The organism is Paraburkholderia sp. NPDC080076, from assembly GCF_050281145.1.
Lineage (GTDB): Bacteria > Pseudomonadota > Gammaproteobacteria > Burkholderiales > Burkholderiaceae > Paraburkholderia.
In genome coordinates, this window is the sequence record NZ_JBNNWQ010000012.1 from 212,259 (window position 1) to 238,103 (window position 25,845).

At 61.1% G+C, this 25,845-nt stretch carries 24 protein-coding genes and 2 pseudogenes; 9 read left to right on the forward strand and 17 right to left on the reverse strand.

Going from position 1 to position 25,845, the window contains the following annotated elements:
* Nucleotides 1–6: 6 nt before the first annotated feature.
* The 9 genes from ACQKRQ_RS35525 to leuB all read right to left on the reverse strand — a co-directional run bounded on the left by ACQKRQ_RS35525 (nt 7) and on the right by leuB (nt 8,874).
* Nucleotides 7–1,059 (reverse strand): ABC transporter substrate-binding protein, encoded by a 1,053-nt coding sequence (locus ACQKRQ_RS35525; protein WP_427482254.1) that lies wholly within the window; start codon nt 1,057–1,059, stop codon nt 7–9.
* Nucleotides 1,056–2,138, reverse strand: coding sequence for an amidohydrolase family protein (locus ACQKRQ_RS35530; RefSeq protein WP_427482256.1), 1,083 nt, complete (start codon nt 2,136–2,138; stop codon nt 1,056–1,058). The genes ACQKRQ_RS35525 and ACQKRQ_RS35530 overlap by 4 nt, the downstream gene beginning before the upstream one ends.
* A gap of 14 nt (nt 2,139–2,152) precedes the next feature.
* On the reverse strand, nt 2,153–2,926 hold the full coding sequence (locus ACQKRQ_RS35535; protein WP_132379940.1) for an aldolase/citrate lyase family protein: 774 nt from the start codon (nt 2,924–2,926) through the stop codon (nt 2,153–2,155).
* 20 nt (nt 2,927–2,946) lie between these two features.
* Nucleotides 2,947–3,978: an ABC transporter substrate-binding protein gene (locus ACQKRQ_RS35540; protein WP_427482259.1), complete on the reverse strand. Its 1,032-nt coding sequence runs from the start codon at nt 3,976–3,978 to the stop codon at nt 2,947–2,949.
* A 50-nt stretch (nt 3,979–4,028) separates the two neighbouring features.
* Entirely contained in the window at nt 4,029–4,622 is a 594-nt protein-coding gene (leuD, locus tag ACQKRQ_RS35545) for a 3-isopropylmalate dehydratase small subunit (protein WP_427482261.1), read from the reverse strand.
* A 10-nt stretch (nt 4,623–4,632) separates the two neighbouring features.
* Nucleotides 4,633–6,036: a 3-isopropylmalate dehydratase large subunit gene (leuC, locus tag ACQKRQ_RS35550; RefSeq protein WP_427482326.1), complete on the reverse strand. Its 1,404-nt coding sequence runs from the start codon at nt 6,034–6,036 to the stop codon at nt 4,633–4,635.
* Nucleotides 6,037–6,057: 21 nt separating this feature from the next.
* A complete protein-coding gene (locus ACQKRQ_RS35555; RefSeq protein WP_427482328.1) occupies nt 6,058–6,831 on the reverse strand; it encodes an ABC transporter permease in 774 nt (257 codons plus the stop codon).
* A gap of 64 nt (nt 6,832–6,895) precedes the next feature.
* Nucleotides 6,896–7,798 (reverse strand): ABC transporter ATP-binding protein, encoded by a 903-nt coding sequence (locus ACQKRQ_RS35560; protein ID WP_427482263.1) that lies wholly within the window; start codon nt 7,796–7,798, stop codon nt 6,896–6,898.
* 5 nt (nt 7,799–7,803) lie between these two features.
* A complete protein-coding gene (gene leuB, locus ACQKRQ_RS35565; RefSeq protein ID WP_427482264.1) occupies nt 7,804–8,874 on the reverse strand; it encodes a 3-isopropylmalate dehydrogenase in 1,071 nt (356 codons plus the stop codon).
* A 385-nt stretch (nt 8,875–9,259) separates the two neighbouring features.
* Between leuB and ACQKRQ_RS35570 the strand changes: the two genes are divergently transcribed.
* The 4 genes from ACQKRQ_RS35570 to ACQKRQ_RS35585 all read left to right on the forward strand — a co-directional run bounded on the left by ACQKRQ_RS35570 (nt 9,260) and on the right by ACQKRQ_RS35585 (nt 13,050).
* Nucleotides 9,260–10,150, forward strand: coding sequence for a LysR family transcriptional regulator (locus ACQKRQ_RS35570; protein WP_132379930.1), 891 nt, complete (start codon nt 9,260–9,262; stop codon nt 10,148–10,150).
* Nucleotides 10,151–10,531: 381 nt separating this feature from the next.
* Nucleotides 10,532–11,281 (forward strand): M91 family zinc metallopeptidase, encoded by a 750-nt coding sequence (locus ACQKRQ_RS35575; protein ID WP_427482267.1) that lies wholly within the window; start codon nt 10,532–10,534, stop codon nt 11,279–11,281.
* Nucleotides 11,282–11,358: 77 nt separating this feature from the next.
* The gene (locus tag ACQKRQ_RS35580) at nt 11,359–11,982 is read left to right on the forward strand and encodes a TetR/AcrR family transcriptional regulator (protein ID WP_427482269.1); all 624 of its coding nucleotides are present in this window, start codon (nt 11,359–11,361) and stop codon (nt 11,980–11,982) included.
* Nucleotides 11,983–12,111: 129 nt separating this feature from the next.
* Nucleotides 12,112–13,050 carry an alpha/beta fold hydrolase gene (locus ACQKRQ_RS35585; RefSeq protein WP_427482271.1) on the forward strand — a complete coding sequence of 313 codons (939 nt, stop codon included), beginning with the start codon at nt 12,112–12,114 and terminating at the stop codon, nt 13,048–13,050.
* A gap of 83 nt (nt 13,051–13,133) precedes the next feature.
* On the opposite strand, the pseudogene ACQKRQ_RS35590 reads toward ACQKRQ_RS35585, so the two are convergent.
* Both ACQKRQ_RS35590 and ACQKRQ_RS35595 read right to left on the reverse strand, forming a co-directional pair.
* A pseudogene (locus tag ACQKRQ_RS35590) lies at nt 13,134–13,421 on the reverse strand (IS6 family transposase); the annotation flags it as partial.
* A 270-nt stretch (nt 13,422–13,691) separates the two neighbouring features.
* A pseudogene (locus ACQKRQ_RS35595) lies at nt 13,692–13,947 on the reverse strand (NmrA family NAD(P)-binding protein); the annotation flags it as partial.
* A gap of 102 nt (nt 13,948–14,049) precedes the next feature.
* Here ACQKRQ_RS35595 and ACQKRQ_RS35600 point away from each other — a divergent pair.
* From ACQKRQ_RS35600 to ACQKRQ_RS35615, 4 genes are all read left to right on the forward strand, one after another.
* Nucleotides 14,050–15,003: a LysR family transcriptional regulator gene (locus tag ACQKRQ_RS35600; protein WP_427482272.1), complete on the forward strand. Its 954-nt coding sequence runs from the start codon at nt 14,050–14,052 to the stop codon at nt 15,001–15,003.
* A 482-nt stretch (nt 15,004–15,485) separates the two neighbouring features.
* On the forward strand, nt 15,486–15,809 hold the full coding sequence (locus tag ACQKRQ_RS35605; protein WP_427482274.1) for a DUF4148 domain-containing protein: 324 nt from the start codon (nt 15,486–15,488) through the stop codon (nt 15,807–15,809).
* A gap of 387 nt (nt 15,810–16,196) precedes the next feature.
* Nucleotides 16,197–17,054: an NmrA family NAD(P)-binding protein gene (locus ACQKRQ_RS35610; RefSeq protein WP_427482275.1), complete on the forward strand. Its 858-nt coding sequence runs from the start codon at nt 16,197–16,199 to the stop codon at nt 17,052–17,054.
* A 209-nt stretch (nt 17,055–17,263) separates the two neighbouring features.
* Complete coding sequence (locus tag ACQKRQ_RS35615; protein WP_427482276.1) at nt 17,264–18,451, forward strand: MFS transporter; 1,188 nt, start codon at nt 17,264–17,266, stop codon at nt 18,449–18,451.
* A gap of 84 nt (nt 18,452–18,535) precedes the next feature.
* Here ACQKRQ_RS35615 and ACQKRQ_RS35620 read toward each other — a convergent pair whose 3' ends face one another.
* From ACQKRQ_RS35620 to ACQKRQ_RS35635, 4 genes are read right to left on the reverse strand one after another with little or no spacing between them, the layout of a single operon-like run.
* Nucleotides 18,536–19,831, reverse strand: a complete 1,296-nt coding sequence (locus ACQKRQ_RS35620; protein ID WP_427482278.1) for an amidase — start codon at nt 19,829–19,831, stop codon at nt 18,536–18,538.
* A gap of 37 nt (nt 19,832–19,868) precedes the next feature.
* Nucleotides 19,869–20,795 carry a polysaccharide deacetylase family protein gene (locus ACQKRQ_RS35625; RefSeq protein ID WP_427482280.1) on the reverse strand — a complete coding sequence of 309 codons (927 nt, stop codon included), beginning with the start codon at nt 20,793–20,795 and terminating at the stop codon, nt 19,869–19,871.
* A 14-nt stretch (nt 20,796–20,809) separates the two neighbouring features.
* The gene (locus tag ACQKRQ_RS35630) at nt 20,810–21,304 is read right to left on the reverse strand and encodes an ureidoglycolate lyase (protein WP_132379914.1); all 495 of its coding nucleotides are present in this window, start codon (nt 21,302–21,304) and stop codon (nt 20,810–20,812) included.
* 1 nt (nt 21,305) lies between these two features.
* Nucleotides 21,306–22,637, reverse strand: a complete 1,332-nt coding sequence (locus ACQKRQ_RS35635) for an MFS transporter (RefSeq protein WP_408289258.1) — start codon at nt 22,635–22,637, stop codon at nt 21,306–21,308.
* A gap of 138 nt (nt 22,638–22,775) precedes the next feature.
* Between ACQKRQ_RS35635 and ACQKRQ_RS35640 the strand changes: the two genes are divergently transcribed.
* Nucleotides 22,776–23,675 carry a LysR family transcriptional regulator gene (locus ACQKRQ_RS35640; protein ID WP_427482283.1) on the forward strand — a complete coding sequence of 300 codons (900 nt, stop codon included), beginning with the start codon at nt 22,776–22,778 and terminating at the stop codon, nt 23,673–23,675.
* Nucleotides 23,676–23,800: 125 nt separating this feature from the next.
* On the opposite strand, the gene ACQKRQ_RS35645 is transcribed toward ACQKRQ_RS35640, so the two are convergent.
* Nucleotides 23,801–25,117 carry an amidase gene (locus tag ACQKRQ_RS35645; protein WP_427482285.1) on the reverse strand — a complete coding sequence of 439 codons (1,317 nt, stop codon included), beginning with the start codon at nt 25,115–25,117 and terminating at the stop codon, nt 23,801–23,803.
* 267 nt (nt 25,118–25,384) lie between these two features.
* Nucleotides 25,385–25,798 (reverse strand): RidA family protein, encoded by a 414-nt coding sequence (locus tag ACQKRQ_RS35650; RefSeq protein WP_132379906.1) that lies wholly within the window; start codon nt 25,796–25,798, stop codon nt 25,385–25,387.
* Nucleotides 25,799–25,845: the final 47 nt, after the last annotated feature.

Consider the following 25,845-nt stretch of genomic DNA (forward strand, 5'->3'; position numbering starts at 1 on the left):
GCGTGATCAGTGACGCACGGCGTCGACGAAACGGTTCGTGTAGGTGGACGGTATGTCGATCCGCCCTTTCGCGTCGGCTAGTTCCTTGTCGAACTTCGACAGGATATTGAACACCGCTACCGGGCCGGCTGGATCGAAACGGCCGTCGGCGGAGAAGATCGGTTGCGAGTTTTTGTAGGCCGCGACGAAGGTCTGGCGATTGCCGAGTTGATAGGCGGTGGGCAGCGCGTCAGTCACTTCATCGGGTGTCGCCGTTTGCAGGAATTTCTCGGCGCGCACGATCGCGTTGACGACAGCCTGCACGGTATGCGGATTCTTTGCGATGAAATCCGCCGTGGTCAGGATCGCGGCTTCCGGATATTGCGCGCTGCCGAGCGCGGCCTGCACGCCACTGGCGGTGCGCATGTCGGCGACGACGTTGAGGTCGTGGCTGTCGGTCAGCATCGTAATGACCGGATCGACGCTGATCAGTCCATCGATCTGGCCTTGCCGAACCGCGGCCACGGCGCCGGCCTCGGCACCCACGCCGATTACCGAAAAACTCTTCAGATCGACGCCGGCCTTCGACGCCAGATAATCGAGCACCAGATTATTGCTGGAGCCGGGCGAGGTCACGCCGAGCTTCATGCCGCTCAGGTCCTTCATCGACTTGAACTTCGCCGCGCTTTTGCTCGAGATGCCGAACACGTAGCCCGGATAGCGCGCCATCAGCGCAACCGCGACGACCTTCTGGTTTTTCGCGGCCATGGTCAAGGTGTTCGAATACGCGCTGGAGCCGAAATCGGCCGTGCCGCCGAGCATCGACTGCAGCACTTTCGGGCCGCCCGGAAACATGCTGCGCTCGACGTCGAGCCCCTCGTCCTTGAAGTAGCCTTTGCTGATAGCGATGTCGACCGGCAGATAACCCATCACCGCGCCCACCGTGGCGATGTCGATATGCGTCTTCTCCAGGGGCGGCGCGGCTTCGCCGGCGGCCGATGCCAATAGCGCGGTCAGCAGCAGCGTCATCCGCGCGGCCGACATTGCGGCCGCCGGAATGGCAAAGCGGCCCCGGCTCATGATGCGCTCTCCTGCCCGGCCAGATCGAGCTTATAGGTCGCGGCCGCCGTCTCGCTGAAGAGTGCGCGTTTTTCGTCCTCGGACGCGCTGCTGGCGATTCGCTTGAACGCATTCCACAGCACGTGGTAGCTGAACATCCCTTTGTCGACGGGGAAATTGCTCTCGAACATACAGCGTGTCACGCCGAACAGTTCGATACAGGTTTCCACGTAGGGCCGCAACGTATCGGCGAGCAGCGCGGAGGTGGGCGGCAGGTCATCCTGATCCAGGTGAAAGCCCAGCACCGGCATGCCGCCGCCACCAAGCTTCACGCGGGTATTCGGCAGCGCGGCGAGCCGCCGCATCGACTCACGCCACTCGCTCAGCATGGCATTGCGCGCCTGCGGGCTCGACGCGTGGCGCCCCACGCCCACCGGTCCGCCGAAATGATCGATGACCACGATCACATCGGGAATCGCGAGCGCCAGCGCGTAGCATTCGTCCAGTTGCGTGTGATAGATCCACATGTCCAGCGCGAGCCCGTAATCGCCCAGCCGCGCGGCGCCCTGCTGAAACTTCGGATCGAGCATCATGTGGGCGGTCGTCCGCGCGGTGGTCGAGGTCACTGCGGGATCGTCGTGCCAGACCAGCGAATTGCGGATCCCCCGCAGCCGTCCGCCGGAAACCGCAAGCATCGCTTCGAGCACCGGCGCCACGTTATCGCCGAGCGCGAGGCTGGCCGCGCCCACGATTCCCGCACACAGTTGCGTGCTGCCGTAGGTGCCCGACGCTCCCATCGCCGCCACGCCGTTCGCGAACTCGACTTCGCCGAGCGTGGCGAAGGCCGGGTCGCCCTGCGCACGCAGCATCGAGCGGCTCTGGATAAAAACCGTCGCGGCGATCCGGTGGCCACTCGTCACATCGTCGAGCAGATCGTGCGCCAGGTAGCGCGCGCCTGGCCGGTCCCACAAATGATGATGCGGGTCCACGATCAACCGCTCCGGCTCGATGATCGTTTCGTTGCGCAGCGCGAGCCACGCAGGACGAACCGGCGCGTGCGGATCCGTGGGTAAGCGGGAAGAAGGTTTGCTGGCATTCATGACAGGCACCCCGCTCATTGCAATGGCTTCTTGAAGCGGTTTATCAGCGCGCGGGTTCCATCGGCCAGAATCGCCGCGTCGGCGCCCACCGCAACGAACATCGTGTCCAGATCGATGAACCGCTGCGTGTCGTCGGCGTTGAAAGAGACGATGCCCGCCGGCTTGCCGGCCGCGGCGATTCTGCGCAACGCGTCTTCGACTGCGGCGCGTACTTCGGGGTGGGCGGGATTGCCGGGATGCCCCATCGACGCCGCCAGATCGGATGGTCCGACGAAAATGCCATCGACACCCTCAACTGCGGCAATCGCTTCGATCTGCCCGAGCGCGCCGGCTGTTTCGACCTGCACCAGCAGGCACATCTCGTCTTTGGCCTTCGCGATGTAGTCGCTGCGCGCGCCGAATCGGGAAGCGCGCGCCATGCGTGCGCCGACGCCGCGAATGCCATGCGGCGGATAGCGCGTCATTGAAACCAGTTCGCGCGCCTGCTCCGCCGTGTCGACCATCGGCACGAGCAACGAGCGTGCGCCCGCATCGAGCAACTGCTTGATGATCCACGCCTCGCCAACCGGCGGACGCACCACTGGCTCGACCGGAAACGCCGCGAGCGTCTGCAACTGCGCGAGGATCGTGCGTAGATCGTTCGGTGCGTGCTCGCCGTCGATCAGGAACCAGTCGAAGCCGGCGGTCGCGCAGATTTCAGCGGCCACGCTGTCGGCCATGCTGAGCCATAAGCCGATCTGCCGCTGGCGCGCCGCGATGGCAGTCTTGAATGCGTTCGGATGCTGCATGTCGAATGGTCTCCAATGAGTTACGGTTTCTTGACGGTGGCGGCTTCCACAAAACTATTCGTATAGGTCGATGGCAAATCGATCCGGCTACGCGCCCCCGCGATCAGCGGGTCCGATCCGGCCAGCACGTCGAGTACCGCCGCGGCGCCCTTCGGGTCGTAGCGGCCGTCCGTGGAATAGACGGAACGGGTATGCTCGATGGCCTTCAAATACATGGCGCGGTCGCCCACCTGATACGACTTGGGCAACGCATCGGCAATCTGCGCGGGGGTCGCGGTCTGCAGGAATTTCTCCGCACGCAGCATGGCGTTGACCACCGCCTGAACGGTATGCGGATTCTTCTTGATGAAATCGGTGGTGGATATCACCGAGCCTTCCGGATAGGTGCTGCTGCCGATCGAGGCCATCACGCCCTCGCCGGTGCGCAGATCGGCGACCACCTTCAGCTCATTGCTCTCGGTCAACATCGTGATGGTCGGATCGATGCCCACCAGCGCGTCGAGCTGTCCTTGCTTCACCGCCGCCGCCGCGCTGGCTTGCGCGCCGACGCCGATCACCGCATACGATTTGCGGTCGACGCCGTTACGGGCCGCAATGGCATCGAGAATCATGTTCGTGCTCGAACCCGGCGAGGTCACGCCGATCTTCATGTTGGCGAGACTTTTCAGCGACGTATATTTCGCCTGCCCCTGCCTGGTGATGCCCAGCACGAACGCGGGATATTTGATCATCAGCACGAACGCCTGCAGGTGCTGGCCGTGCGCGGCCATGGTGAGCGTGTTCGAATAGGCGCTCACCACCATGTCAGCACTGCCGCCGAGAAGCGCCTGCAAAGTTTGCGGACCGCCCGCATACATGCTGCGTTCGACGTCGAGTCCTTCATCCTTGAAATAGCCCTTGGCGAGCGCGATTTCGAAGGGATAGTAGGAAATCACGGAACTGGTGGTCGCGATGTCCAGATGGGTTTTCTCCAGACCGCCCTGCGCGTGGCTGAGCGTGGCCATGCTGAGCGTCAATAGCGCGCAGCACAGCGTACGGAAAGTGTTTTTCATGTCGGTGTCTCCTTGTATTTGATTTCGGCCTGTCTACCGCTTTGCATATGTCAGGGCGGTGCGCTTGTGCGTGCCTCGAACGCGGCGATCCGGTCGGCGAACTGCAAGGTGTAGTCCACGCCATCGATCCCCAGCAGCAGGCATTTGCGATTGAACGGATCGACTTCGAACCGGTGGTCGGCATCCCGCGTGCCGACGATCTGACGCTCCAGATCGATCGACAGCGTCGTACCCGGTGCGTCTTCCAGCATCGCGAGCAGGCCGGCTACCACCTCCGGCGGCAGCACCAAGCACAGAACACCGTTTCTGACGCAGTTGTTGAAGAAGATATCGCCAAAGCTCGCGGCAATCACCGCGCGAATACCGTAGTCCGCAATCGCCCAGACCGCCATTTCGCGCGACGACCCGCAACCGAAGTTCGGTCCGGCAACCATGATTTGCGCGTCGCGATAAGCGGCCTGGTTCAGCGCAAAATCGGCCCGCTCGTTGTCGTGGTCGTCAAAACGCAGGTCGTGGAAAAGATACTGGCCGAAGCCCTCCGCGCGTTGCTTGCGTAAAAAGCGCGCGGGAATGATCTGATCCGTGTTCACGTTCGAACTGGCAATAGGCAGCGCGACGGCTTCGACGCGCAAGAACGGTTGCATGCACGGCTCCCTAAAGAAATTGACGCACGTCGGTCAGATGCCCGGCGATCGCAGCCGCCGCGGCCATGGCCGGGCTCATCAGATGCGTACGCGATTCCGGCCCCTGGCGGCCGACGAAATTGCGGTTCGAGGTGGAGGCGCAACGCGCCCCCGGCGGCACGGTGTCGCCATTGGTCGCGAGGCACATCGAGCAGCCCGGCTCGCGCCACTGGAATCCGGCCGCCACGAAGATGCGATCGAGGCCTTCGGCTTGCGCTGCGAGCTTTACCTGCGCCGAGCCCGGCACGACCAGCGCCGTGACGTGGGCGGCGATGGTTTTGCCCTTCACGATCGCCGCCGCCGAGCGCAGGTCCTCGATGCGGCCATTGGTGCACGAACCGATGAACGCATAGTCGATCTTCACGCCGTCGAGCGGCTCGCCGGCGCGGAGGCCCATATAGTCGAGCGTGCGCTCGATCACCGCGCGACGTTCCGGCTCGCCGGCGCTTGCCGGGTCCGGCACCGCGCCGCTGATCGGTAACGCATCCTCGACGCTGTTGCCCCAGGTGACCATGGGCGCGATGCGGGTGGCGTCGAGCGAAACCTCGGTATCGAAGGCGGCGTCCGGGTCGCTGAAGAGCATGCGCCATTGCGCCAGCCGATCGTTCCAGTCTTCCCCCGCTGGCGCGAACGGCCGGCCTTTTATGTAGGCGAAGGTGGTCTCGTCGGGTGCGATGATGCCCGCCCTCGCCCCTGCTTCGATCGACAGATTGCACAACGTCAACCGCCCTTCCATCGACATCGCCGCAATCGTGCTGCCGGTGTACTCGATCACATGCCCCGTCGCGCCGGAGGCGCCGATCTTCGCGATCAGCGCGAGCGCCACGTCCTTCGCGCTGACGCCGCGTCCGAGTTCGCCGTCGATCGTCACACGCAGGGTGCGCGGCATGCGTTGCCATACGCTTTGCGTCGCCAACACGAGCGCGACGTCCGACGCGCCGACACCGAACGCCAGCGCGCCGAGCGCACCGTGCGTCGAGGTATGGCTGTCGCCGCACACAATGGTCATGCCCGGCAGACTCAAACCTTGCTCGGGCCCGACGACATGCGTAATGCCATGCCGCGGATCGTCCATGCCGAATAGCGTGATGCCTTCGCGCTGCGCGTTGCGGGTCAGCGAGGCGACCATATCACGCCGTTCGGGGCCGTCGACGTCGTCGAGCGTGCGCCCCGTGGTCGGCGCGTAATGATCGGGCGTCGCGAACGTGCGGTCGGGACGGCGCACGGTGAGGTTCTTCGCCGCGAGCACCTGAAACGGGTTGCGCGAGCCTTCGTGAATCAGATTCCTGTCGATATAAAGGAGACTCTGGCCGGTATCGTCGCGCACGACTTCATGGCTGCTCCAGATCTTTTCGAACAAGGTCTTGCCTTGCATGATGGACACAATCCGTCTCCGTTAGTTGTCGGCGCGCGCTTTGGCCGATGCGCCCGAGGCCGGTTGCCAGATCAGCAGGCGCCGCTCGATACGCGTCACCAGTGTGTCGATCAGCAACGCGAAGACGGTCAGCACCACGATGCCGGCGATCACCGCATTGATGTTGAAGGACCCTTCGGCCTCCAGAATCAGATAGCCGATGCCGCGCGCCGAACCGAGGTATTCCCCCACCACCGCGCCGACGAACGCCATGCCGACCGCATTGTGCAGGCTCGAAAAGACCCAGCTGGCCGCCGACGGCAGATACAGATAGCGCAGCATCTGGCTGCGGCTCGCGCCCAGCATCCGCACATTCGAATGCACCACCGGACTGACTTCGCGCACGCCCTGAAAGACGTTGAAGAACACGATAAAGAACACCAGCGTCGTACCCAGCGCGACCTTCGACCAGATGCCGAGGCCGAACCACAGCGCGAAAATCGGTGCGAAGATCACCCGTGGCATCGCGTTGGCGGCCTTGATGAACGGATCGAGCAGACGCGCCAGAAAATCGTTCAACGACAGCAGCAAACCCACCACCACCGCCGCGCCGGTCCCGACCAGAAACGACAACACCGTCTCCACCAATGTCACCCACAGATGCGGCAGGATTTCGCCGCTCTGGAACCATCGCCAGACCTGCACGAACACCGGTCCCGGATCGCCGAAGAAGAACACCGGCATCACGCCGAGGCTCACCAGCAGTTGCCACAGGCCGAGCGTTGCAGCGAGCAGCAACAGACGCCACAGCAGCATCAGATCGCGCGGCGCACGCGTGTTTGTCGGGCGCTTCGTCGTGCGCACGGCGCCTTCGATCGGTTCAGCGTTTGCTCTGTTCATAGCCTTTCAGCACCTCATCACGAAGAACGTCCCAGATCTGGGTATGCAGCGCCACGAAACGCTCGGAATTACGGATTTCGGACACCTCGCGCGGGCGCGGCAAATCGATCGGAAACTCTGCGATCGGCCGCGTGCCCGGCCCCGCCGACAAGACGACGACGCGGTCCGACAGCGCGATGGCTTCATCCAGATCATGGGTGATGAACAGCACCGACTTGCGGTCCGCCTGCCATAGCGCGAGCAGTTCGGATTCCATCAACTGGCGCGTCTGGATGTCGAGCGCGCTGAACGGTTCGTCCATCAGGATAAGCGGCGGATCGAGAATCAGCGCCTGGGCGAGTGCGACGCGTTTGCGCATGCCACCCGACATCTGATACGGAAACTTGTGGCCGTGCCCCGCGAGGCCGACGCGCGCCAGCCACAGTTCGGCGCGCTGTCCGGCTTCGGCGCGGCTGACGTTGGCGAACTGCAGGCCCGCGGAAATGTTGTCGATCGCGCGCCGCCACGGCATCAGCGCTTCGCCTTGAAACAGATAGGTCGCGTGACGGTTGATGTCCGTCACCTCGCGGCCGAAACTGAGCACCCTTCCCGACGATGGAAACAGCAGACCCGCCGCCATGTTGAGCAAGGTCGACTTGCCGCAGCCGGTCGGACCGACCACAGACACGAACTCGCCGGGCGCGACGCTCAAGCTCGCGTTGTCGACTGCCGTATAGCATTGCTTGCCGGACGCATGCGAAAACGTGCACGTGACGTTTTCGAACGCGAGCGCGGCACCGGCCTGCGCGGCCGCCGGTGTCGGCAACGCATCTGCGCGTCGCGTGCCGGATGCGCCTGGTTGAACACCCGGCAGCGCGGATTGGATCAACGCGGAACGAATCATGGCCGTCAACCCGCGAGTGCCGCGACCACCGCATCGCCCATGGCGCGCGTGCCGACCTGGGTGCAACCCGTTTCCATGATGTCGCCGGTACGCGTGCCCGCCGCGACGACCCGGCGCACCGCCTCCTCGACGAGCACCGCTTCCGTCTCGCGTTTGAGCGTGTAACGCAGCAGCATTGCCGCGGAAAGAATCGTGGCGAGCGGATTGGCGATGTCGCGCCCGGCAATGTCGGGCGCCGAGCCGTGGATGGGCTCGTACAGCCCCTTGCCGCCGGGCGCCAGCGAAGCCGACGGCATCATGCCGAGCGAACCCGCGAGCATCGCCGCTTCGTCGGAGAGAATGTCGCCGAACATGTTGCCCGTGACAATCACGTCGAAGCGCGTCGGTGTGCGCAATAGCGCCATCGCGGCAGCGTCGATATAAAGATGCGTGAGTTCCACATCCGGATACTCGCGGCCCACTTCCGTCATGACATCGCGCCATAGCTGCATGGTCTCGAGCACATTGGCTTTGTCGACCGAACACACCCGCTTGTTGCGCTGCTGCGCTGCCTTGAATGCGACGTGGGCAATCGCCCGCACTTCAGATTCGCGGTAACGCATGGTATTGATCGATTCGCGCTCGCCGTTCGCGCTTTCCACCGGACCGCGCGGTTCGCCGAAGTAGATATCGCTCGACAGTTCGCGCACGATAAGCATGTCGAGTCCGTCGATCACTTCGGGCTTGAGCGTCGACACGGACGCGAGTTCCCGGATCGGCCGGACCGGCCGTAAATTCGCGTTCAGACCGAGTGTCCTGCGCAGTTGCAGCAACCCTGAGCGAACCTTGTTCTTGCGCAGCCACTGTTCATACTCGGGGCCGCCTACCGAACCGAACAGGATGGCGTCGCAGCGTTGCGCCATCGCCAGCGTTTCGTTGGGCAGCGGCTTGCCGGTCGCCTCCACACCGCTCATGCCGATGGCCCCATACTCGAGTTCGAGTTCGAAGCGCCCGTTCGAGACCGCTTTCAGAACCTTGACGGCCTCGGGAACGATCTCCCGGCCCACTCCATCGCCCGGCAATACGGCAACCTTCATCGCGTGTCTCCATGATTAGTTGGGTACAGCGGCGCAATGCATCGAGCACGCCGCTGTTCTGGCCTCGATATTAGGAACAGCGGCACGGGCTCGCTATTTCTGTTTGACGAAGGGGGCTTGTCGATCGGCGACGCTCACAGCCGGCGTCAGCGAGCCGGCGGCTGCCGCGAGGACCGGCGAAAGGACGCCAACGCCTTACGTCATCGGAGCGCGGCGTAAAATGACACGGGCTGTACGCGCGAGCCGCGCAGCGGATGCGCGGCGACCATGGCGCTCCTTCAACGCGATATTCCTGGGGAAAGCACTAACGCCGGCTGTGCTTTGATGTGTCGAAACAAACCGGACGCGATCACCTCGGCGGTCAACGTTCGGGCAGGGAACCTGTATGAGAATCGATCTTTACACGCTGCAACTGTTTGTCGCCGTCATGGAGACCAAGAGTCTCACGCAGGCCGCCGCGCGCGAGCACATAGCGGTGTCGGCCATCAGCAAGCGCATGTCGGACCTTGAAGCGATGCTTAATCAGCGTTTGTTCGAGCGTCGTCCCACCCGGCTCGAACCCACGCGGGCCGCCCATGTCCTGCTCCGTCACGCCAACACGATTCGCCGCAACATCCAGCAGCTTGAAGTGGAGATGACGGATCTGTCGGAAGAAGTGCGCGGTACCGTCCGGATTGCCGCGAGCATCGCGGTGGTCACGCAATATCTGCCGCAGCAATTGCGTACATTCTCCGGATTGCATCCCGGCGTCAGTGTCGAACTCACTGACAGTCTGAGTCCTCACGCGATCAAGCTCGTTGCCGACGGGCAGGCGGACATCGGCATATTCGGCGATCCGTTCGCGGCAAACGGCCTGAGCACGCTGCCTTATAACGAAGAGAGGCTAGTTGCGGTGCTGCCCGTGGGACATGAACTGCTGGCGCGACCGAGCCTGAGCTTCGCCGAGATGTTGCCGTTCGAGTTTGTTTGCCTGCGCAGCGAAAGCTCGTTGAGCACACTGCTTTTCGCAGCGGCGGCCCGGCTTGATCGGCAGATCAGCCGGCGCGTCCAGGTAAGCGGCAACGAAGCGGTCTGCTGCATGGTGGAGATGGGCATGGGCATTTCGGTGTTGCCTGCGCCGTGGCTCGAGCGCCACCCGAGTTTCGCCGGTGTTGAAACCCGGCCGCTCGATGAGCCTTGGGCGCAACGTCACCTTCACCTATGTTTCAATGGCGACCGGCATACGTTGAATGTTCCCACGCAACTGCTGGTCGAACATCTTCGTAAGGCAGACTAACCGGCGCTTGCTGCAGCACATCTTGCTCGAAGCACGCGAATCATGTGCAAGCCAGTGCCAGATTGATGGACCGGCGTCGTGAAGCGGTGAGCAAGACGAGATCGCTTTGTCACTGCCACCGCTTTGCTGCCGTCGTTATCAGCTTTCCGCTTCGCTGATATTTCCGGTTGAGCCTGAGCCTGCGCGACGTTGAGGCGTTATTGCTCAAGCGTGGTGTCGTGGTCACGTACGACACGGTCCGCTGCTGGGCGAGCTTGTCGCCCAGACGGCCAGCAAACTCTCCAACTGCGCCCCTCGCCAAACCGGGCATGATCATCAAGGGAATAAATCTGCGGCACTGGCTGTTCTACCAAGACTCTCATAGTCTAACGAGCTAACTACATGCCATCCATTAGGATCCCGCCGTTTCTTCACAATCCGTCGCAAGCTAACGCGCAGCCAGGTTTCCAGTGGACGTCGACCCAATTCCATGGCGTTATGGTCGGACGTCGGCCGCTGCATCCCGCATCGTTTGTCGGTGCGACGCTCGAAGCCCTCGGCAAGATCGCTAGCGGTGCGGCCGGCCGCAGGCTGATGGATGAAATTGAACTGGCCGCGGCCCTGATCCACACTACTCTGCCGTACAAAGTGGCGATCATTCCGTCCGGCGACGGTCAGCGCGTCTCCATAGCTCCTGGTTCATTCGGATCGCGGGTGTACGCTGGCACGAATGGCGCAAGTGCGTCGAACCTCGTGCGCGCGCAGGGCGCCCAACAGGTTGGAAGGACAAGCGCACCCGTTCCATTGACAGGCAACGTGTCCAACTTCAATGCGGCCGCGTGGGCAACCGCCCAGATGCGGTTTCTCGATGGCGATATCGGTTCGCCGTCCATGATTCGTTGGAATCCGGGCAAGTACGACTCTCCGGACGGACATCGCCCTCCCTTCATTGGGCTAGCCCATGAACTGATTCACGCACTGCGCAGCCTGAAGGGCGCGACCGCCGTCTATGCTGAAGCCGACGAGCGCGCGGTGACCGGCCTTCACCCGTATCCGGCAGGCCCGATCACGGAGAACGCGATCCGCGCCGACCACGGCATCGCGCCACGAACCCGGTATTCAGGCCTCCAACCGGGCGCACTGACCACGTGAACACGGTCAAAGCCGAACTGCCTGTGCCAGGTTTTCATGGCTTGATTAGGAAGCGATCTCTTCCTATTATACAACCCATGGACAAAAAATCAGTCACACCATCTCCGGGACCTCGCAGTCCCGGACGCCCACGGGAGTTCGATCTCGATCACGCTCTGGACAAGGCCATCGGCACGTTCAGCGAGAACGGCTATTACGCCACCTCGCTCGGCAAGCTCACGGCTGCGATGGAGATCGCCGAGGGCAGCCTCTACAAGGCCTTCCGCGACAAGCGCGGCGTCTTTCTGGCCGCATTCGAGCGCTACGTCATGCTGCGCAGCGAGCGGCTGGCGCAGGAGCTGGCAAACACACGAACCGCACGCGACAAGGTCAGGGCCATACTCGCCGTCTATGCCGAAGGCAGCCACGGCAAGACCGGCCGGCGCGGATGCCTCGTCGTGAGCAGCGCTGTCGATCTCGCAAGCTCCGATCCAGAAATGGCGAAGCGCGTCGCCGCCGTGCTCGCGAGCCAGGAAAGGCGTCTCGTCGGGTTCATTCGAGAGGGACAGGAAGATGGCTCCGTTTCCTCGCTGGTCGATGCTGCCGTCACCGCCCGCCTGCTGCTGTGCGTGGTGCAGGGAATGCGCGTGCTGGGCAAGACCGGCCGCTCCCGTGAGGAGATGGCAAGTCTTGTCGATAGCGCATTGAAGCTGCTCGACTGAGCATTTGCCTAATTTGGAAGGGGTCTCTTTCTATATGAAACCGGCCACGCCAACCGACCCCCGCGAAACCAGTCCCACCAGGCGATTGGACGCGACCGCTGATCACCCAGACTCGACCAGGAGTACACCATGACGCATGACGTCGTTCAAACCTCCGCCGCGGACACGTTACCGCCCTTCGACCCTGCGACGTTCTGGACGCAGTTCCACCACGATACCGTCGTGATCAAGGGCGTGCGGCTGCATTTCGTCGAAGGCGGCAGCGGCGCGCCGATCCTGCTGCTGCCCGGCTGGCCGCAGAGCTGGTACGCATGGCGTTATGTGATGCCGCTGCTGGCCAAGGCCGGCCGACGCGTGATCGCGCTCGACCCGCGCGGCATGGGAGACTCCGATCGGCCCGCCTCTGGCTACGAGATGCGTACCGTGGCCGCCGAGCTTCATGGTTTCGTCGAGGCGCTGAAACTGACCGCCAACGGGCCTGTCGACATCGTCGGTCACGATCTCGGCACCTGGATCGGCTATGCCTATGCGGCCGAATGGCCGGGCGACGTGAAGCGGCTCGCCGTGTTCGACGCGGCGCTGCCCGGCATCACCCCGCCGCCTCCGGCCGGCATTCCCTCGGCGGAGGCGAATGTCAAGACCTGGCACCTGGCCTTCAACCGGCTCGATGATCTGCCGGAGATCCTGCTGCAGGGACGCGAGCGGGAGTTCCTGACTTGGCTGTTCAGGGCCAAATCCACTCGTCCCTGGACGATCACGCCGGCGGATCTCGGTGAATATGTGCGCGTCAACGCCGCCCCCGGCGCGACGCGGGCGGCGCTTTCCTACCAACGACACAATCTCGGGCCCGAAGGAATCGCGCACACTCGGGCCCGCGCCGAGCGCAAGCTCGCCATGCCGGTACTAGCTGTCGGCGCGGAGAGCGGAGTCGGAGCAATGCTGCTCGACACGATGCGCTTAGTCGCGGTGGATGTGCGGGGTGCTGTGTTTGCTGCCTGTGGGCACTATATGCCCGAAGAAGCCCCTCGCGCCGTCGCCGAGCAAATCATCAGGTTCATGGGTAAATGAATGCGGCCACAAGCCCACTCGCGACGGCACTGTCAAGTTGACGAGCGTAGGCTACATGTCTGAATCAAGAGTAGTTATCCTTATCAGATAACCAGGTTGGCTGCGGTTGGGACCGGCCTGTCTTGCCATGTGGCGATGCGTTCTTTTAGTATGGCGCGATGACAATCCGCGTTCATCTGATGTCTGGGCAGCGCGAAGTGCCGCCGGATCGGGCCGGAGCATGAGAGAAACGCCTGCGTGGGACGCGCGTCGCGAAAGTCGCACATCTGGCGCTCGCGACTGCGGGTTGGTTGGTGGCTATTCTCGGCGCGGTTTGTCACGCGAGCAGCCGTTTTGATAAAGACGTGCTTTACCTGAGCGAGTCCAGGAATATCAGCCTCCAGCGAGGCCGCGCTGTAGCAACTATCTCGAAGCGGAAAATCTCAGGAGCGGTGAGCCTCGGCCGTGAACCGACCGATCGCGTGCGGAGCCGCGTTGATGAAGGCGTCAATTGTTACATCGAGAACGGTTTGGCTTAGCTCGTGGTCCGTTGACGTGCCAAAGGCGCAACGCCGAATTCCATGATAGAAAATCCCACCGTGAAAGGACCATACGTAGTCAAGTTCGTCTTCCGTAATGAGAATGTCGACCCCAGACGCCATCCTGTACTCTGGAAACCCGGGTGCCGGATCGAAATTCGGAGGTAGCAAAATGAACACTGCTTCCGCCCCGTCAAAGGCACGCGCCAAGGCGACTGCGTGGTTCATTTGAGCTACTGCCACCTCGCATCCCTGGTTTGCCCAGTCCTCTCCTTTTACTGGATCACGAACGACTCCACGCACTTCCAGTGCCTGCAGCAAGCAGAACACGTGCAACGACACCTCCTACTTGCCCGGTAATTCCAGTAACCGCAAACATCTGCCCCTCCTGATTCGCATCGTTCGATGGGGCAATTTTGTGCGCCGACACGTCTTTTCGCGATAACATCAGTGTCATTTGATATATGCTGCGGGGGCATTGATGGCCGGCTTCGACGAACGAATTCTGAATGGGATGGGTGTTCTGTCCGCGATAGTCGACACCGGCAGTTTCGCTGCTGCGGGTGACATGCTCGACATGTCTCAGTCGGGTGTGAGCCGCTGCATAGCACGGCTTGAAACGCGCCTAGGAGTCCGTCTCCTGGACCGCACGACGCGTTCTGTCACGCTGACGGATGAGGGCCGCCGCCTTTACGAGCAAGTGATACCACTGCTTGCGGCGCTTGAAGAGGCCGCGACGTCCGCTACCGAGGGAGCGACAGCGGTACGCGGTCGCCTGAGGGTCAATGTCGATCCATTTTTTTCCCGCCTGCTCCTTGCCCCGAAGCTAGGGTCATTTATCGATCAGTATCCGGAGCTCCGACTGGAATTGGTCACAAGAGATCAGCTCGGCGATATGATCGCCGACGGCTTTGACCTAGCGGTCCGATTTGGTGAACCGCGACCTTCCAGTCTTGTGGCACGAAAGCTCCTCGATACGCGCATCCTGACCGTTGCAGCGCCCGCCTATCTCAAGCGCAAGGGCCGCCCCGAGCAACCCACGGAGCTCGAAAATGACGCTCACCAATGCATAAGGTTCCGGGATCCCGAAACAGGGCGACCCTTCGACTGGGAATTTCACCGCGGGCGCAAAAAAATTTCCATTGAGGTGGCTGGGCGACTCACTGTCAACGATGTCGGCACAATGCATAGCGTCTGCGTGGCCGGGCACGCCATTGCTCAGGTGATGGAGCTCGGTGTAGAACAACTACTCGCGGATGGCCGGCTCGTGGAGTTGTTCCCCGACTGGCCCGACGATCGATTCCCACTTTACGCACTCTATCCGTCCCGCCATCATGTTCCGGCAAAGGTGCGCATGTTTCTCGATTTCATTGTGTCGCTCAGCGCAGCCCCGGAAAAGATGCTCGATAGGCGAACCAAGGCTAGCCGTCCCTAACGGCCAAGTCGCTCACTATCTTTTGGCTCAAAAGGTGGTCGCGTGTAGATGAGCGGTTCACCCGTCCTCCCGTGACCCTGCACTGACGAGTCTGGATCTCCCAGCTGTTAAAAAAACCGGCGCATTTCCGAGACTTTAACGACACACGTCCCCTATCGCGGTAGACAGTAGCGTCCGGCTCCCCGCTAAACCGTCGTTCGTCGCGACCTCAAGACGTAGCGGGGAGGTCATAACCCCAGCCCGTCTCCCAACGACGCGGATACCTGCCGAACATTTTGCCAGCCGCACTGGCCGCAGAATTTTGCTGCGCCGCGTTTCGGTAGCGCGATTCACTTCAGCCTGTCAGTTTACCGGCGATTCGTTTCATGACAATGCGGCATCGATTAGATGACTGCGATGCTATTTCAGTTTCATCTCCTTTTGTCCAGAATCCATTCCACACCATACGTTCTTCTCTTAACCCAAACCGGAGGAGATTTGCCATGAACTTCCGCCAACTCACCCTGGTCGTCGCAACTGCCCTCGTCTTTCCAATCGCGAGCCATGCCCAGGAAACCGCTTCCACTGTAACCCGTGCCCAGGTCCGCGCCGAACTCGTTCAGCTTGAAAAGGCCGGCTACACGCCTGGCCGCGCCAACGATCCCCACTACCCGGACGACATTCAAGCCGCTGAGACCAAGATTAGCGCACAGCGCAACACCGATGCCAACGTCGAAACCAGTTTCGGCGGCGTACAGGACAGCCGCACGGAATCGGGCAGCCGTACTGTCGTTAAAAGGCTCGGTTCAATTTATGCGCATCGCTGAACCATATGCCGTCCGGCGCGAAAGAATCTACACTCTGCCTCGCCGGACGGGCGGCTTTCAGGCTGGAATTTCGTCCGGCCAAACTATATGTAGTAAATCGCCCGCGCGCTTTACTACGTACCAAATGCCAGCATGCGCAGCCCTGCTACTGTCACAAGTCTTGAATCCACTCGTGATCTTTGATGACAAAGTGTCATATCACTTCTGACGTGACGGATATTCATTTACCAAGTCGTTCAACTTAAGCTCCAAGAAACTTTATCGGAAGGCAGCGATGCGTCGAATCAACGCTCTGCCAAGTTATTCGCCATCAACCAATTGTTTGGATACCAGACTGGGCGGTCTATTCGCCTGACAGGTTTAATACCGTTTAAAGGACTAGGTCAAATGTACGCGATTACAGGAATTACAGGAAAAGTCGGCGGTGTCGTCGCCCGAACGCTTTTGAAGGCAGGACTGCCTGTTCGTGCCGTTGTCCGGGACATCGCGAAGGGTCAGCCATGGGCAGAGCTCGGTTGCGAAATCGCTCTTGCGGAAATCGGCGACGCCAAGGCGCTTACGAAGGCTTTTGAGGGTGCAGACGGCGTGTTCTTGATGACACCTCCAAACTACGATCCCCAACCTGGCTTCCCGGAAACGCAGGCGAACGCTGTTGCAGTCAAGAAAGCGCTGGAGACTGCGCGGCCAAAACAGGTAGTATTCCTTTCGACAGTTGGTGCGCACATCGCCGAACCGAACCTGCTCAATAACTCCAAGATGACCGAGGAGATGCTTCGCACTCTGGACCTTCCAGTGTGTATGCTCCGTGCGGCCTGGTTCATGGAAAACGCGGCGTGGGATGTAGATGCGGCGCGCACCGGGGCAATTCATTGCTTCCTGCAACCGCAAGACCATCCAATACCGATGGTGGCCGCTGATGAGATAGGAAGCAACGCCGCAGAAATCCTTCGTGACGAATGGACCGGTGTGCGAATTGTCGAACTGGAGGGGCCTGCGCGCTATAGCGCAAACGACATCGCGTCCGGGTTCAGCGCCGCCCTCCGCCGTCCTGTGCGCATGGTCCCGGTGCCGCGCGATACATGGGAAACACTGTTCCGGTCCCAAGGCATGCAATATCCAATGCCCCGTATTCGGATGATCGATGGATTCAACGAGGGTTGGATTGACTTCCAGGGCGGTATTGGTATTGAGCACCGCAAAGGCCAAATTCCTCTCGATGATGTCCTGAAGGCGCTTGTCGCGTAACTGGGCAAAGATACGTCGACAGAAAATCGGTTTCTGTCTCCCGCTACCTATCCGCACAAACAAATGACAAGATGGCATTGATGAGATGAGAGCCGCGATATTGTTGGCTCGGAGGAGTCCTCGGAAAATCGACCCGTTGATTAGTTAATTGGACGGCTGGGGGTTGAGCAAAACGTAGTCAACGCCCAGCCGCAAATCAGGGGGTTACAGTGGCGACAGATCTATCAATTGAGGAATCGCACGGTTCCTCAACTCACCGCATCGGCTTTGCGATGACTGCGCTTATGGCGCTCGCATGCGGACTTATCGCAGCCAGCAGTTACCTCGCACAACCTCTTATCGTCTTCATCGGGCCCAAGGTCGGACTGCCGCTTTGGGGCGCAAGTCTGGTCATGACACTCAGCCAGGCCGGCTACTGCGTCGGACTAGTCCTTCTCGCCCCACTCGGCGATCTCCTGGAAAATCGACGACTCGTTTTGCTGACACTTACCGGACTCTGCGTCGCGTTGACTGTGATGGCGGGCGCTACCAATGTTGTTTTGCTCCTGGCGGCCGCGTTTTCTCTTGGTGTCGGAACCACCGCCGTACAGATGCTTATCCCTTTGGCGGCGCACATGACTGACGATGCGTCCCGAGGTCGAGTAGTTGGCAAGATCACTGGCGGATTACTCGCAGGCATCATGCTTGCGCGACCTGTCGCGAGCGTCGCTGAAAACGTCGTGGGGTGGCGGGGTCTATATATTCTCGACGCCGTCATTCTTGTCGCGCTCACGTTTCTTCTCAGTCGCCAGCTTCCAGTCAGGCAACCGGACGCAAAGCACGACTACAAGGCGTTGATCGGATCTTTACGTTCGCTAACGCGAACGCACCGAGCCCTACGGCAACTCGCGGCGGCCCAGGCATGCCTATTCGCGGCATTTAGCCTCTTTTGGGGTACTGCGCCAATCATCCTCATGCACCGATTCGGGTTCAACTCGACGGCAGTGGCACTGTTCGCGCTCGTCGGCGCGGCCGGCGCATTGTCGGCACCTGTCGCTGGCTACGCCGCCGACCATGGGTTCGGACGGATTGGTCGCATGGGTGCGATTTCGCTTGTCGTCTGCGGGTTCGCGGTGGCGGGGACCCTGGATTCGGTGGCAGGATGGGTCATAGGAGCGCTGATGATCGACGCAGGTGTGCAGGCATCCCACGTCATTTCACAGCGAACCATACTAGCGCTGGACCAATCAGCCAGCAGTCGCCTGAACAGTCTGTACATTGCCATCTTCTTCCTTGGCGGTGCCTTGGGCTCTGCTCTGGTCTCGCCCCTCCTGCTGATCAATTGGCGATGCACCGCAGCGGCAGGTGCGCTGATTGCCTCATTGGCCGCGGTATTTTTTCCATGCAAGATGCAATGATCAGCGCGGCTAGCAGTCGGGCCAAGGGGCGCGTCGAGCGCGCGAACCACTAGCACACACGCTTTCCGCGATCCAGACGAACGCCTATCGATCGGCGTGGTTTCGCCGATCGACAAACTTGTGCAGAGCGAGTGCCCAGCCAATTAACTCCCTGTCCGTACCCGGCTTCCCAACCAGTTGCACACCGACCGGCAGGCCGTCGTCGCTCAACGCAGTGGGCAAATGGATGCACGGCCAGCCCAGCAGGGACCACGCTTTATTGAAGGCCGCCGTTCCAGTCGATTCGAGTCCTCTTGGAGCCGGACCCAAAGCGCTCGACGTCAGGACGACGTCCGCATCGCCGAAGTAATCCGCCCAACACAAACGCTGCGTGTTTTGCCACGCCTTCATCTCGCGATAAGTCTGCGCCGGCATCTCCAGTCCTTGGTCGATAGCCTCACGCAACGGCCGGCTCAGTTGCGCTGCGTGCTCAGAGGCCACCGGTAAGAGGCTGCGCGCCAGTTCGTAACGCATGATCACCGAATGCGCTTCGAGAAATCTGGCTGGGTCGGTTAATTCAGGGACCGGTTCGATCGTCGACAGATCGCGAAGCGCACTCCTCGCATCTTCAAGAGCGGCCTGTGCAGCGTGTTCCAGCACATGTCCGGGATTGCCCGGCAAAAAACCGATCTTTACCGTCCGCATATGTTCGGTTGAGTACAGCGGAGGTGGAGCATCGGGGAGCATGACTTCCGCGACCCGCGCCACGTCAGCCACATCGGCGCAGTACCAGCCGATCACATCCAGCGACTCGCACATTATCTTCGTACCGTCGCGACCGAGCGCCCCGAAACTCGGCTTGAAACCGACGACACCGCAAAACGCCGCCGGCCGGATCATCGATCCGCCAGTTTGCGTGCCCAATGCCATTGGCACCATGCCTGCGGCTACGGCAGCGGCCGAGCCGCTCGATGAGCCTCCCGGCGTATGTTGGCGATTTGACGGATTGCGCGTGGGTCCGGGCGTCATATAAGCGAATTCGGCCGTCACCGTCTTGCCGATCGGCACCGCTCCGGCTCGCCGTAACAAGGCGACGCAGGATGCATCGAATTGGGACGGCGAAGTGTTGCAGGCCTCGGAACCGCATCGCGTCGGCATGCCGGCCACGTCGATGATGTCCTTCACGCCGAATGGAACCCCCGCCAGCGGACCGGATGCGCTCCGCGCGGACGCGTCAATGAGGTCGCTCGCAGACGCGACATGCGACCAAGCGTTCAACTCCCGTTCTCGCCGTGCAATGACCGAAAGCGCGCGGCGCGCTGCATCGAGTGAGTCGTCCACCCCCGTTTGCACTCGACGGGAAATCTCGACGACGGAATAGGCACCGGTTGCCATTTTCATTCCGGGATCATCAATAGTTGGCCGCGCTGCACTTTCTTCAACTCCGCCCTGCCGCGCTAAAAGGATGTTCCTGCAACCAGTGATTCGCGATATCGATGCGGCGGCACATCCACACATCCTCCCGCCGCGCGAGGCTGTCGAGCAAACGCTCGAGTCCCGCGGCACGGCCAGGATGACCGATCAAACGCATGTGCAGCCCGATTGACATCATCTTCGGCGCTCGAGCGCCTTCGCGGCACAGCATCTCGACCGCGTCGTTGACGAACATGTAGAAGTCCTCCCCGGTCGCCATCGCGCCGCGCGCGAACTTGACATCGTTATTTGTCAGGCTATACGGAATCACCAGATGCGGCTGCTGTTGCACCGTCGTCCAGTACGGGAGCTCGTCGTTGTACGCGTCAGAATCGTAGATGAATCCACCATGCTCAACCAGCAGCTTGCGAGTATGAACGGTCGGCGCATAACGGCAATACCAACCCGCTGGAGGCCGTCCCGTGGAGTGAGTAATAGATTCGAAGGCACGCCTGATTTCCTCCGCTTCCTGCTCTTCAGTGAGATCTTGCGCCCTCACCCAGCGCCGACCGTGACTGCACACGTCCATGTCGCCATCGCGGATTACTTGCGCGAATTCCGGATTGCGCTCCAGCGCCTGCGCGCAGGCGAACGCGGTGGCGGGCAAACTGCGCTCCTCCAGCAGGCGCAGCACGCGCCAGATACCCACCCGGCTGCCATACTCGAACATCGACTCGGCAGCGAGATCGCGGCCTTCAAAGCCGCCCGCCCCTCCTTCGCCCAGGCCACTTTCAGAGTGGCCGTCGCCATCAGGGAAGGACGCTTCCGCGCCTTCCTCATAGTTGATGACGATATTGACTGCGAGTCGGGCGTCGTTGGGCCACCGGGGGTGGGGCGGCCGGCGTCCATAGCCGGTGAAGTTCCGTTTCAGGTGATCGTATTTGCCGTCCATTGCGTACCCCTGCTCTATAGCGCGACCATAACAGGCTCGGCCAGTCTCGTTACGACGGTGTCATCGCTGCGGCCGCTGTCCGCCATGATCACCGCTACCTCATTGACGTCGTCGAGCGACGTAAACGCGAAGTGCCAGACCGAGCGTCGATAGCACACGCCCTGGCCGCCGTCACTGGTAAAAGCGGAGAGCGTGGCGAGGTCGGGAAGGCCGTCCTCGCCGGGTAGTGCAACCGCGATCAGGTATGGAACCTCGCGCATCGGAATGAAGGTCTGATGCGAGTGCGGATGGCATTCCATCGTATCGATGGTGATTGACCGAGTCCGGCTCGGCTGCAAGCGGTTAATCCATAGACGCGGCGTAGTGCCGGCGTCGAGTCCGGCAAACGGCATTGAAAAATCGCGCCGTCGCTGTTCGGTCTTGTTTTCGAGAACTTCGCCATAAACCTCGAACGCGTTCGCGCTTAATGGCTTTACATCGATGTACGGTGCTGCGCCTGCCGTCGTCATATCAAACTGCCTTCCCTAAAGCACGTCGCGATGTAGTGAACATCGGTGTGCGACTAAAGAGTACCGTTAGCACGGTTCCCAAGACCAAAAAGCCCGCAAAAATCCACGCCGGCAGAGCGAATCCACCGCTGACCTGACGACTCCATCCCAGCAGACTGGGTGCGATCACACCGGACAGGTTAGCCAATGAATTAATGACGCCAATTGCCACGGCGGCCGCTGTGCCGGTCATCAATTCGGAAGGCAGTGTCCATAGCAGCGCGTTGGAAGCATAGACGCCCATCGCCGCGAAGCAGAGAGCGATCATGGCGGCCCAGTGCACGGGCAACAGGAACGCGAGAGCAATGAAACCGAGCGCACCGAACAGCGTCGCCGTGGCCAGATGCGCGACGCGTTCGCGATGGGTATCGGAATGGCGCGCCCATGACACCATTGCAATCACGCCAGCAAGATACGGTACGGCGCTTAGAAAACCAACCGTCGTATTGCTATAGCCAAAACTCTTGATGATCTGCGGCAAGAAGAACGCGATGCCGGTCGTACCAAATACGATGCAAAACAGCGTGCCGGCCAGCAGCAAGACAGCGCGGTTCGCGAACGCTGCTGACAACGGATAGCGTGCCTCTGAGTCGAGTGCGCGACGCTCGCTCTCGAGCATGCGTTCCAACCTGTCCTTGTCGTCAGGGCTCAGCCACGTCACGTCCGCGGGGTGATCGGCCAGCCACCATAGACAACCGATGCCGAGTACAACCGCGGGGATGGCTTCCAGTAGAAACATCCATTGCCAACCGCGCAGGCCAGATACGCCGTTCATGCCGTCGAGGATCAGCCCGGAAATCGGACCGCCGATCAGGCCCGACAGTGGGATTGCAACGATGAAAATGCCTGTGACCCGTCCCCGGTAACTCGCGGTGAACCATCGGCTCAAGTAAACCACAATGCCCGGGAAGAAACCTGCTTCTGCCATGCCAAGCAGGAAGCGCAGTACATAGAAGCTCTTCTCGCCCGACACGAACATCATGGCGCCGGAGACCAGCCCCCAGGTCACCAGGATGCGTGCGATCCATCTTCTTGGCCCGACCTTCGAGAGTATGAAGTTGCTTGGCACCTCGAACAGAAAATAGCTGACGAAAAACGCACTCGCCCCGATTCCGTATGCAACGCTCGACAGCCCGACGTCCGCGTTCATCTGCAGCGACGCGAAGGCAATATTGACCCGGTCGACGAACGCGACGAAATAAAGCAGCATCAGGAAAGGCAGAATTCTCCATGCCACCTTTGTCATGACCGTTTGTTCGACACCGGAAAAGTTGACGCTTGCGACTTTATTCATTGGGGTGTCTCGGTCTGAGGGGGTTGGGCCGTTACGGCTCGCATCCGGTCTTCGGGATGCGATAACTGGCATTATCAAAAGCGGCCTTACAATAATCAACTATTGAAAATTATTCACACCGTATAAGAAAAGGTTATTGTGAACACGAGACTGCTGGGTATCTTCAGGACCGTCATGACGTCGCAGACCACGGTCGGTGCTAGCCGTGTGCTGGGGATCTCGCAGCCGGCCGTCAGCACTGCGCTCGGCCAACTCGAATCGGAACTTGGATTCCCGCTCTTCAATCGCGTGGGAAACCGGCTGGTCCCGCGCGAGGAGGCTAAGCTGCTGTTCAGTGCATCAGAAGCCATGTTCATGTATTCCGAGGCTCTCGACCAGACCGTCGAGGACATCAAGGAGAACCGCCTCGGACATGTGCGTGTGAGCGCCACGCCGCAGCTCGGGCACTCAATACTCCCGCAGGCAATTCAGCGTTTCATGATCGGCAAACCCGACGTAAAGGTGTTCTGCGACGTCGTCGATTCATTCAAGGTGATCGAAAGCGTTGAAGCGCTGGCGGCCGATTTCGGCCTGGCGATGGCGCTCGAACCCGAGCTTGACCAGTCGCTGAAGATGGTGAAGATCGCGTCGATCGAGATGGTTTGCGTCGTGCCCCATGGACATCCGCTTGCACGGCGCAAACGTGTCGTGCCGGCCGATCTCGAGCCGTATCCGCTGATCGGTCTGTCGAGTCTGGCGCGCGTCAGCACGCAAATTGCTGCGGCATTCCGCGACGCCGGCGTGCCGTACCGCGTGGCGGTCGAGACACGCTATTCGGAGACCGCGTGCAGGCTGGTAGGCGCCGACGCCGGTGTCGCGGTGGTCGACGCACTGTCGGCCGTCGCACATACCGGTCAGCAGCCGATTGTCGCGCTGCCGTTTCGGCCGAAGAACACGATCGACGCGTGGGCGATTTCCTCGAAAGACCGCCCTCTGACGCGACTCGCGGAAGCGTTGCTGGTTGAAACACGTGATGCGATAAAAGCTCTTCGGCCATAGGGCCCGTTAAACCTCAGATCCCAACCCGATCGGATTCGGGCGCGCGGGCGTGGTCGTCCGACTTTTCGGAAGTGGCGCTCCGTCTGTTCGCGCCCGTGATTAACGGGTCATGCAGGTCACGCTGCTCATTGCCCGATCGCGGGCGGTATGCGCTCATGCCAATCTGTCACCTGCTGATAAGCCTGACCGATACGCAGCGCCAGCGATTCATCATATCCACGGCAAACGATTTGCAGCGAGCTCGGCAAGCGCTCGGCGGTAAAGCCGTTTGGCAGCGACAGCGCGCACATATCGAGAAGGTTGACGAAGCGCGTGAGGCGGGTTGGTTGGTCGTTTTGATTCACCTCGCTGAGCGGTATGGCCACCGTCTCCGTTGTCGGTGTCAAGAACGCGTCCACCGCTGCCAACGCGGTTTTCATCCCCTGCTTCATCTGGTCCCGGCGGTGCAGCGTTGCCAGATAATCCTGAGCCGAGATGCGGGATGCAGCAAGGATGCGAGAGCGGACCACTTCGTCGAGCGGCAGGCGCGGATCGTCGACGAGATGACCGTGAGTGAAATACGCCTCCGCCATCGTGACGTTGGTCATTGAAATGAATTCAACGAGGCTAAACGGCAGAGCGATATCGACGATCTCCGCGCCGAGCCCGCTCAGCACTGCAAGTGAGCGGTCGTAAGCGTCCAGCACATCGGCCGCGACACCCAATCTTTCCTCGGACGGAAGGCGCGCGAGCCGCAGACCGCGGACGCCATGCTCCAGCGTCGAGATGGGATCGGCCGGCAGGTGGCCGCTCGTGCGAGGATCGCGCGCGTCGGGGCCCTGCAGGAGATCGAAAAGCAGTGCCACGTCCCGAACTGTATGAGCCATCGGACCGGGCGTATCAAGAGTGGGGCTGAGCGGCAGGATGCCATACGTGCTGATTCGACCGATCGACGTTTTCAGCCCGGTAATGCCGCACCACGCAGCGGGCTGGCGGATCGAGCAACCGGTATCGGTACCCAGCGCCCAAGGCGCGAGGCGGGCCGCGACGGCGACGGCGGAGCCGCTGCTCGAGCCTCCAGGCGTGCGCGGCACGTCAGCGTCCCACGGATTCCACGGTGTGCCTCGATGCTGGTTCATCCCCCACGCGCCACAAGCGAATTCCACCGTGTGCGTTTTGCCGAGCACGATCATCCCTTGGCTCACCAGGCGACGCACGACCGTTGCCGTTACGGTCGCGCGATGATCGAGCCGGCTCGCGGAGCCGCCTGTCGTGATCCGCCCTTCGATGTCGATGATGTCTTTGATGGCCACCGGGATACCATGCCAAGGTCCCACCGCATGGCCCGAACGAATCGCCTTATCCGCTGCCTCAGCGGCGAGTCTCGCCTCTGGCGCATAAACCTCCACGAATGCGTGGAGCTTCGGGTCGTGCGTTGCGATACGCGCGAGCAGCGCATCCATCAAGTCCACAGGCGACAGACGCCGTGCCGCGATTTCCCGCGACAGGACATACGCGGGTGCGAGAGCAATATTGTCAGTCAAGTCAGGATCTCCACTTCATGCCGAGTACAGGCCCTCGACAGGTTCGTATAGGCAGCGCGGAACGGTGTGCACTTCGGTCTTACTGCATATTGACCAGACTCGCATACTATTCGCAACTTCAGGCGTTGTGCACAGCCGCGTGACTCGAACAAAAAAGTCTACGGGATTCCCGGGGCGATTCAAGTATCAAGCGGCAGCTGAATTCGGCCTGCGAGCAATAAAGTCAATTTCGACGAGCGCGTCGCGCGCCAATCCAGTCACGCCTATACAGGTCCGCGCCGGCAATTTCCCAGGCGGGAAACAGGCAGCATAGACCGCGTTCATCGTCGCGTAATCTCGTTTGAACTCGGTCAGAAAGATTCGCACGGAGAGGACATGTTCGAGGCCAAGCCCGATCCCCTTTAACACGAGGACCAGATTGTTCATGACCTGGGTCGTCTGTGCGGCCACGCCTTCTGGAAGCGGTGCGCTGTCATCGTCCGGTGATGTCGGCATCTGGCCAGTGAGAAACACCCAGCCGTTTTGTTCGGTTGCATGAGAGAAGGGACCGACCGGGGTAGGCGCGCCCTCCACCATCCAGAACTTCGTTGATGAATCCATCTGCTGTCACTCCATGAACAAAGAAAAGCGTCGTATGAGTCCGCACC

Bases quoted from the DNA above. Each gene is read 5' to 3' on its own strand.
- ACQKRQ_RS35525 (WP_427482254.1), bottom strand. From the start codon at position 1,059: ATGAGCCGGGGCCGCTTTGCCATTCCGGCGGCCGCAATGTCGGCCGCG.
- ACQKRQ_RS35530 (WP_427482256.1), bottom strand. From the start codon at position 2,138: ATGAATGCCAGCAAACCTTCTTCCCGCTTACCCACGGATCCGCACGCG.
- ACQKRQ_RS35535 (WP_132379940.1), bottom strand. From the start codon at position 2,926: ATGCAGCATCCGAACGCATTCAAGACTGCCATCGCGGCGCGCCAGCGG.
- ACQKRQ_RS35540 (WP_427482259.1), bottom strand. From the start codon at position 3,978: ATGAAAAACACTTTCCGTACGCTGTGCTGCGCGCTATTGACGCTCAGC.
- leuD (WP_427482261.1), bottom strand. From the start codon at position 4,622: ATGCAACCGTTCTTGCGCGTCGAAGCCGTCGCGCTGCCTATTGCCAGT.
- leuC (WP_427482326.1), bottom strand. From the start codon at position 6,036: ATGCAAGGCAAGACCTTGTTCGAAAAGATCTGGAGCAGCCATGAAGTC.
- ACQKRQ_RS35555 (WP_427482328.1), bottom strand. From the start codon at position 6,831: ATGCTGCTGTGGCGTCTGTTGCTGCTCGCTGCAACGCTCGGCCTGTGG.
- ACQKRQ_RS35560 (WP_427482263.1), bottom strand. From the start codon at position 7,798: ATGATTCGTTCCGCGTTGATCCAATCCGCGCTGCCGGGTGTTCAACCA.
- leuB (WP_427482264.1), bottom strand. From the start codon at position 8,874: ATGAAGGTTGCCGTATTGCCGGGCGATGGAGTGGGCCGGGAGATCGTT.
- ACQKRQ_RS35570 (WP_132379930.1), top strand. From the start codon at position 9,260: ATGAGAATCGATCTTTACACGCTGCAACTGTTTGTCGCCGTCATGGAG.
- ACQKRQ_RS35575 (WP_427482267.1), top strand. From the start codon at position 10,532: ATGCCATCCATTAGGATCCCGCCGTTTCTTCACAATCCGTCGCAAGCT.
- ACQKRQ_RS35580 (WP_427482269.1), top strand. From the start codon at position 11,359: ATGGACAAAAAATCAGTCACACCATCTCCGGGACCTCGCAGTCCCGGA.
- ACQKRQ_RS35585 (WP_427482271.1), top strand. From the start codon at position 12,112: ATGACGCATGACGTCGTTCAAACCTCCGCCGCGGACACGTTACCGCCC.
- ACQKRQ_RS35600 (WP_427482272.1), top strand. From the start codon at position 14,050: ATGGCCGGCTTCGACGAACGAATTCTGAATGGGATGGGTGTTCTGTCC.
- ACQKRQ_RS35605 (WP_427482274.1), top strand. From the start codon at position 15,486: ATGAACTTCCGCCAACTCACCCTGGTCGTCGCAACTGCCCTCGTCTTT.
- ACQKRQ_RS35610 (WP_427482275.1), top strand. From the start codon at position 16,197: ATGTACGCGATTACAGGAATTACAGGAAAAGTCGGCGGTGTCGTCGCC.
- ACQKRQ_RS35620 (WP_427482278.1), bottom strand. From the start codon at position 19,831: ATGAAAATGGCAACCGGTGCCTATTCCGTCGTCGAGATTTCCCGTCGA.
- ACQKRQ_RS35625 (WP_427482280.1), bottom strand. From the start codon at position 20,795: ATGGACGGCAAATACGATCACCTGAAACGGAACTTCACCGGCTATGGA.
- ACQKRQ_RS35630 (WP_132379914.1), bottom strand. From the start codon at position 21,304: ATGACGACGGCAGGCGCAGCACCGTACATCGATGTAAAGCCATTAAGC.
- ACQKRQ_RS35635 (WP_408289258.1), bottom strand. From the start codon at position 22,637: ATGAATAAAGTCGCAAGCGTCAACTTTTCCGGTGTCGAACAAACGGTC.
- ACQKRQ_RS35645 (WP_427482285.1), bottom strand. From the start codon at position 25,117: ATGGATGCGCTGCTCGCGCGTATCGCAACGCACGACCCGAAGCTCCAC.
- ACQKRQ_RS35650 (WP_132379906.1), bottom strand. From the start codon at position 25,798: ATGGATTCATCAACGAAGTTCTGGATGGTGGAGGGCGCGCCTACCCCG.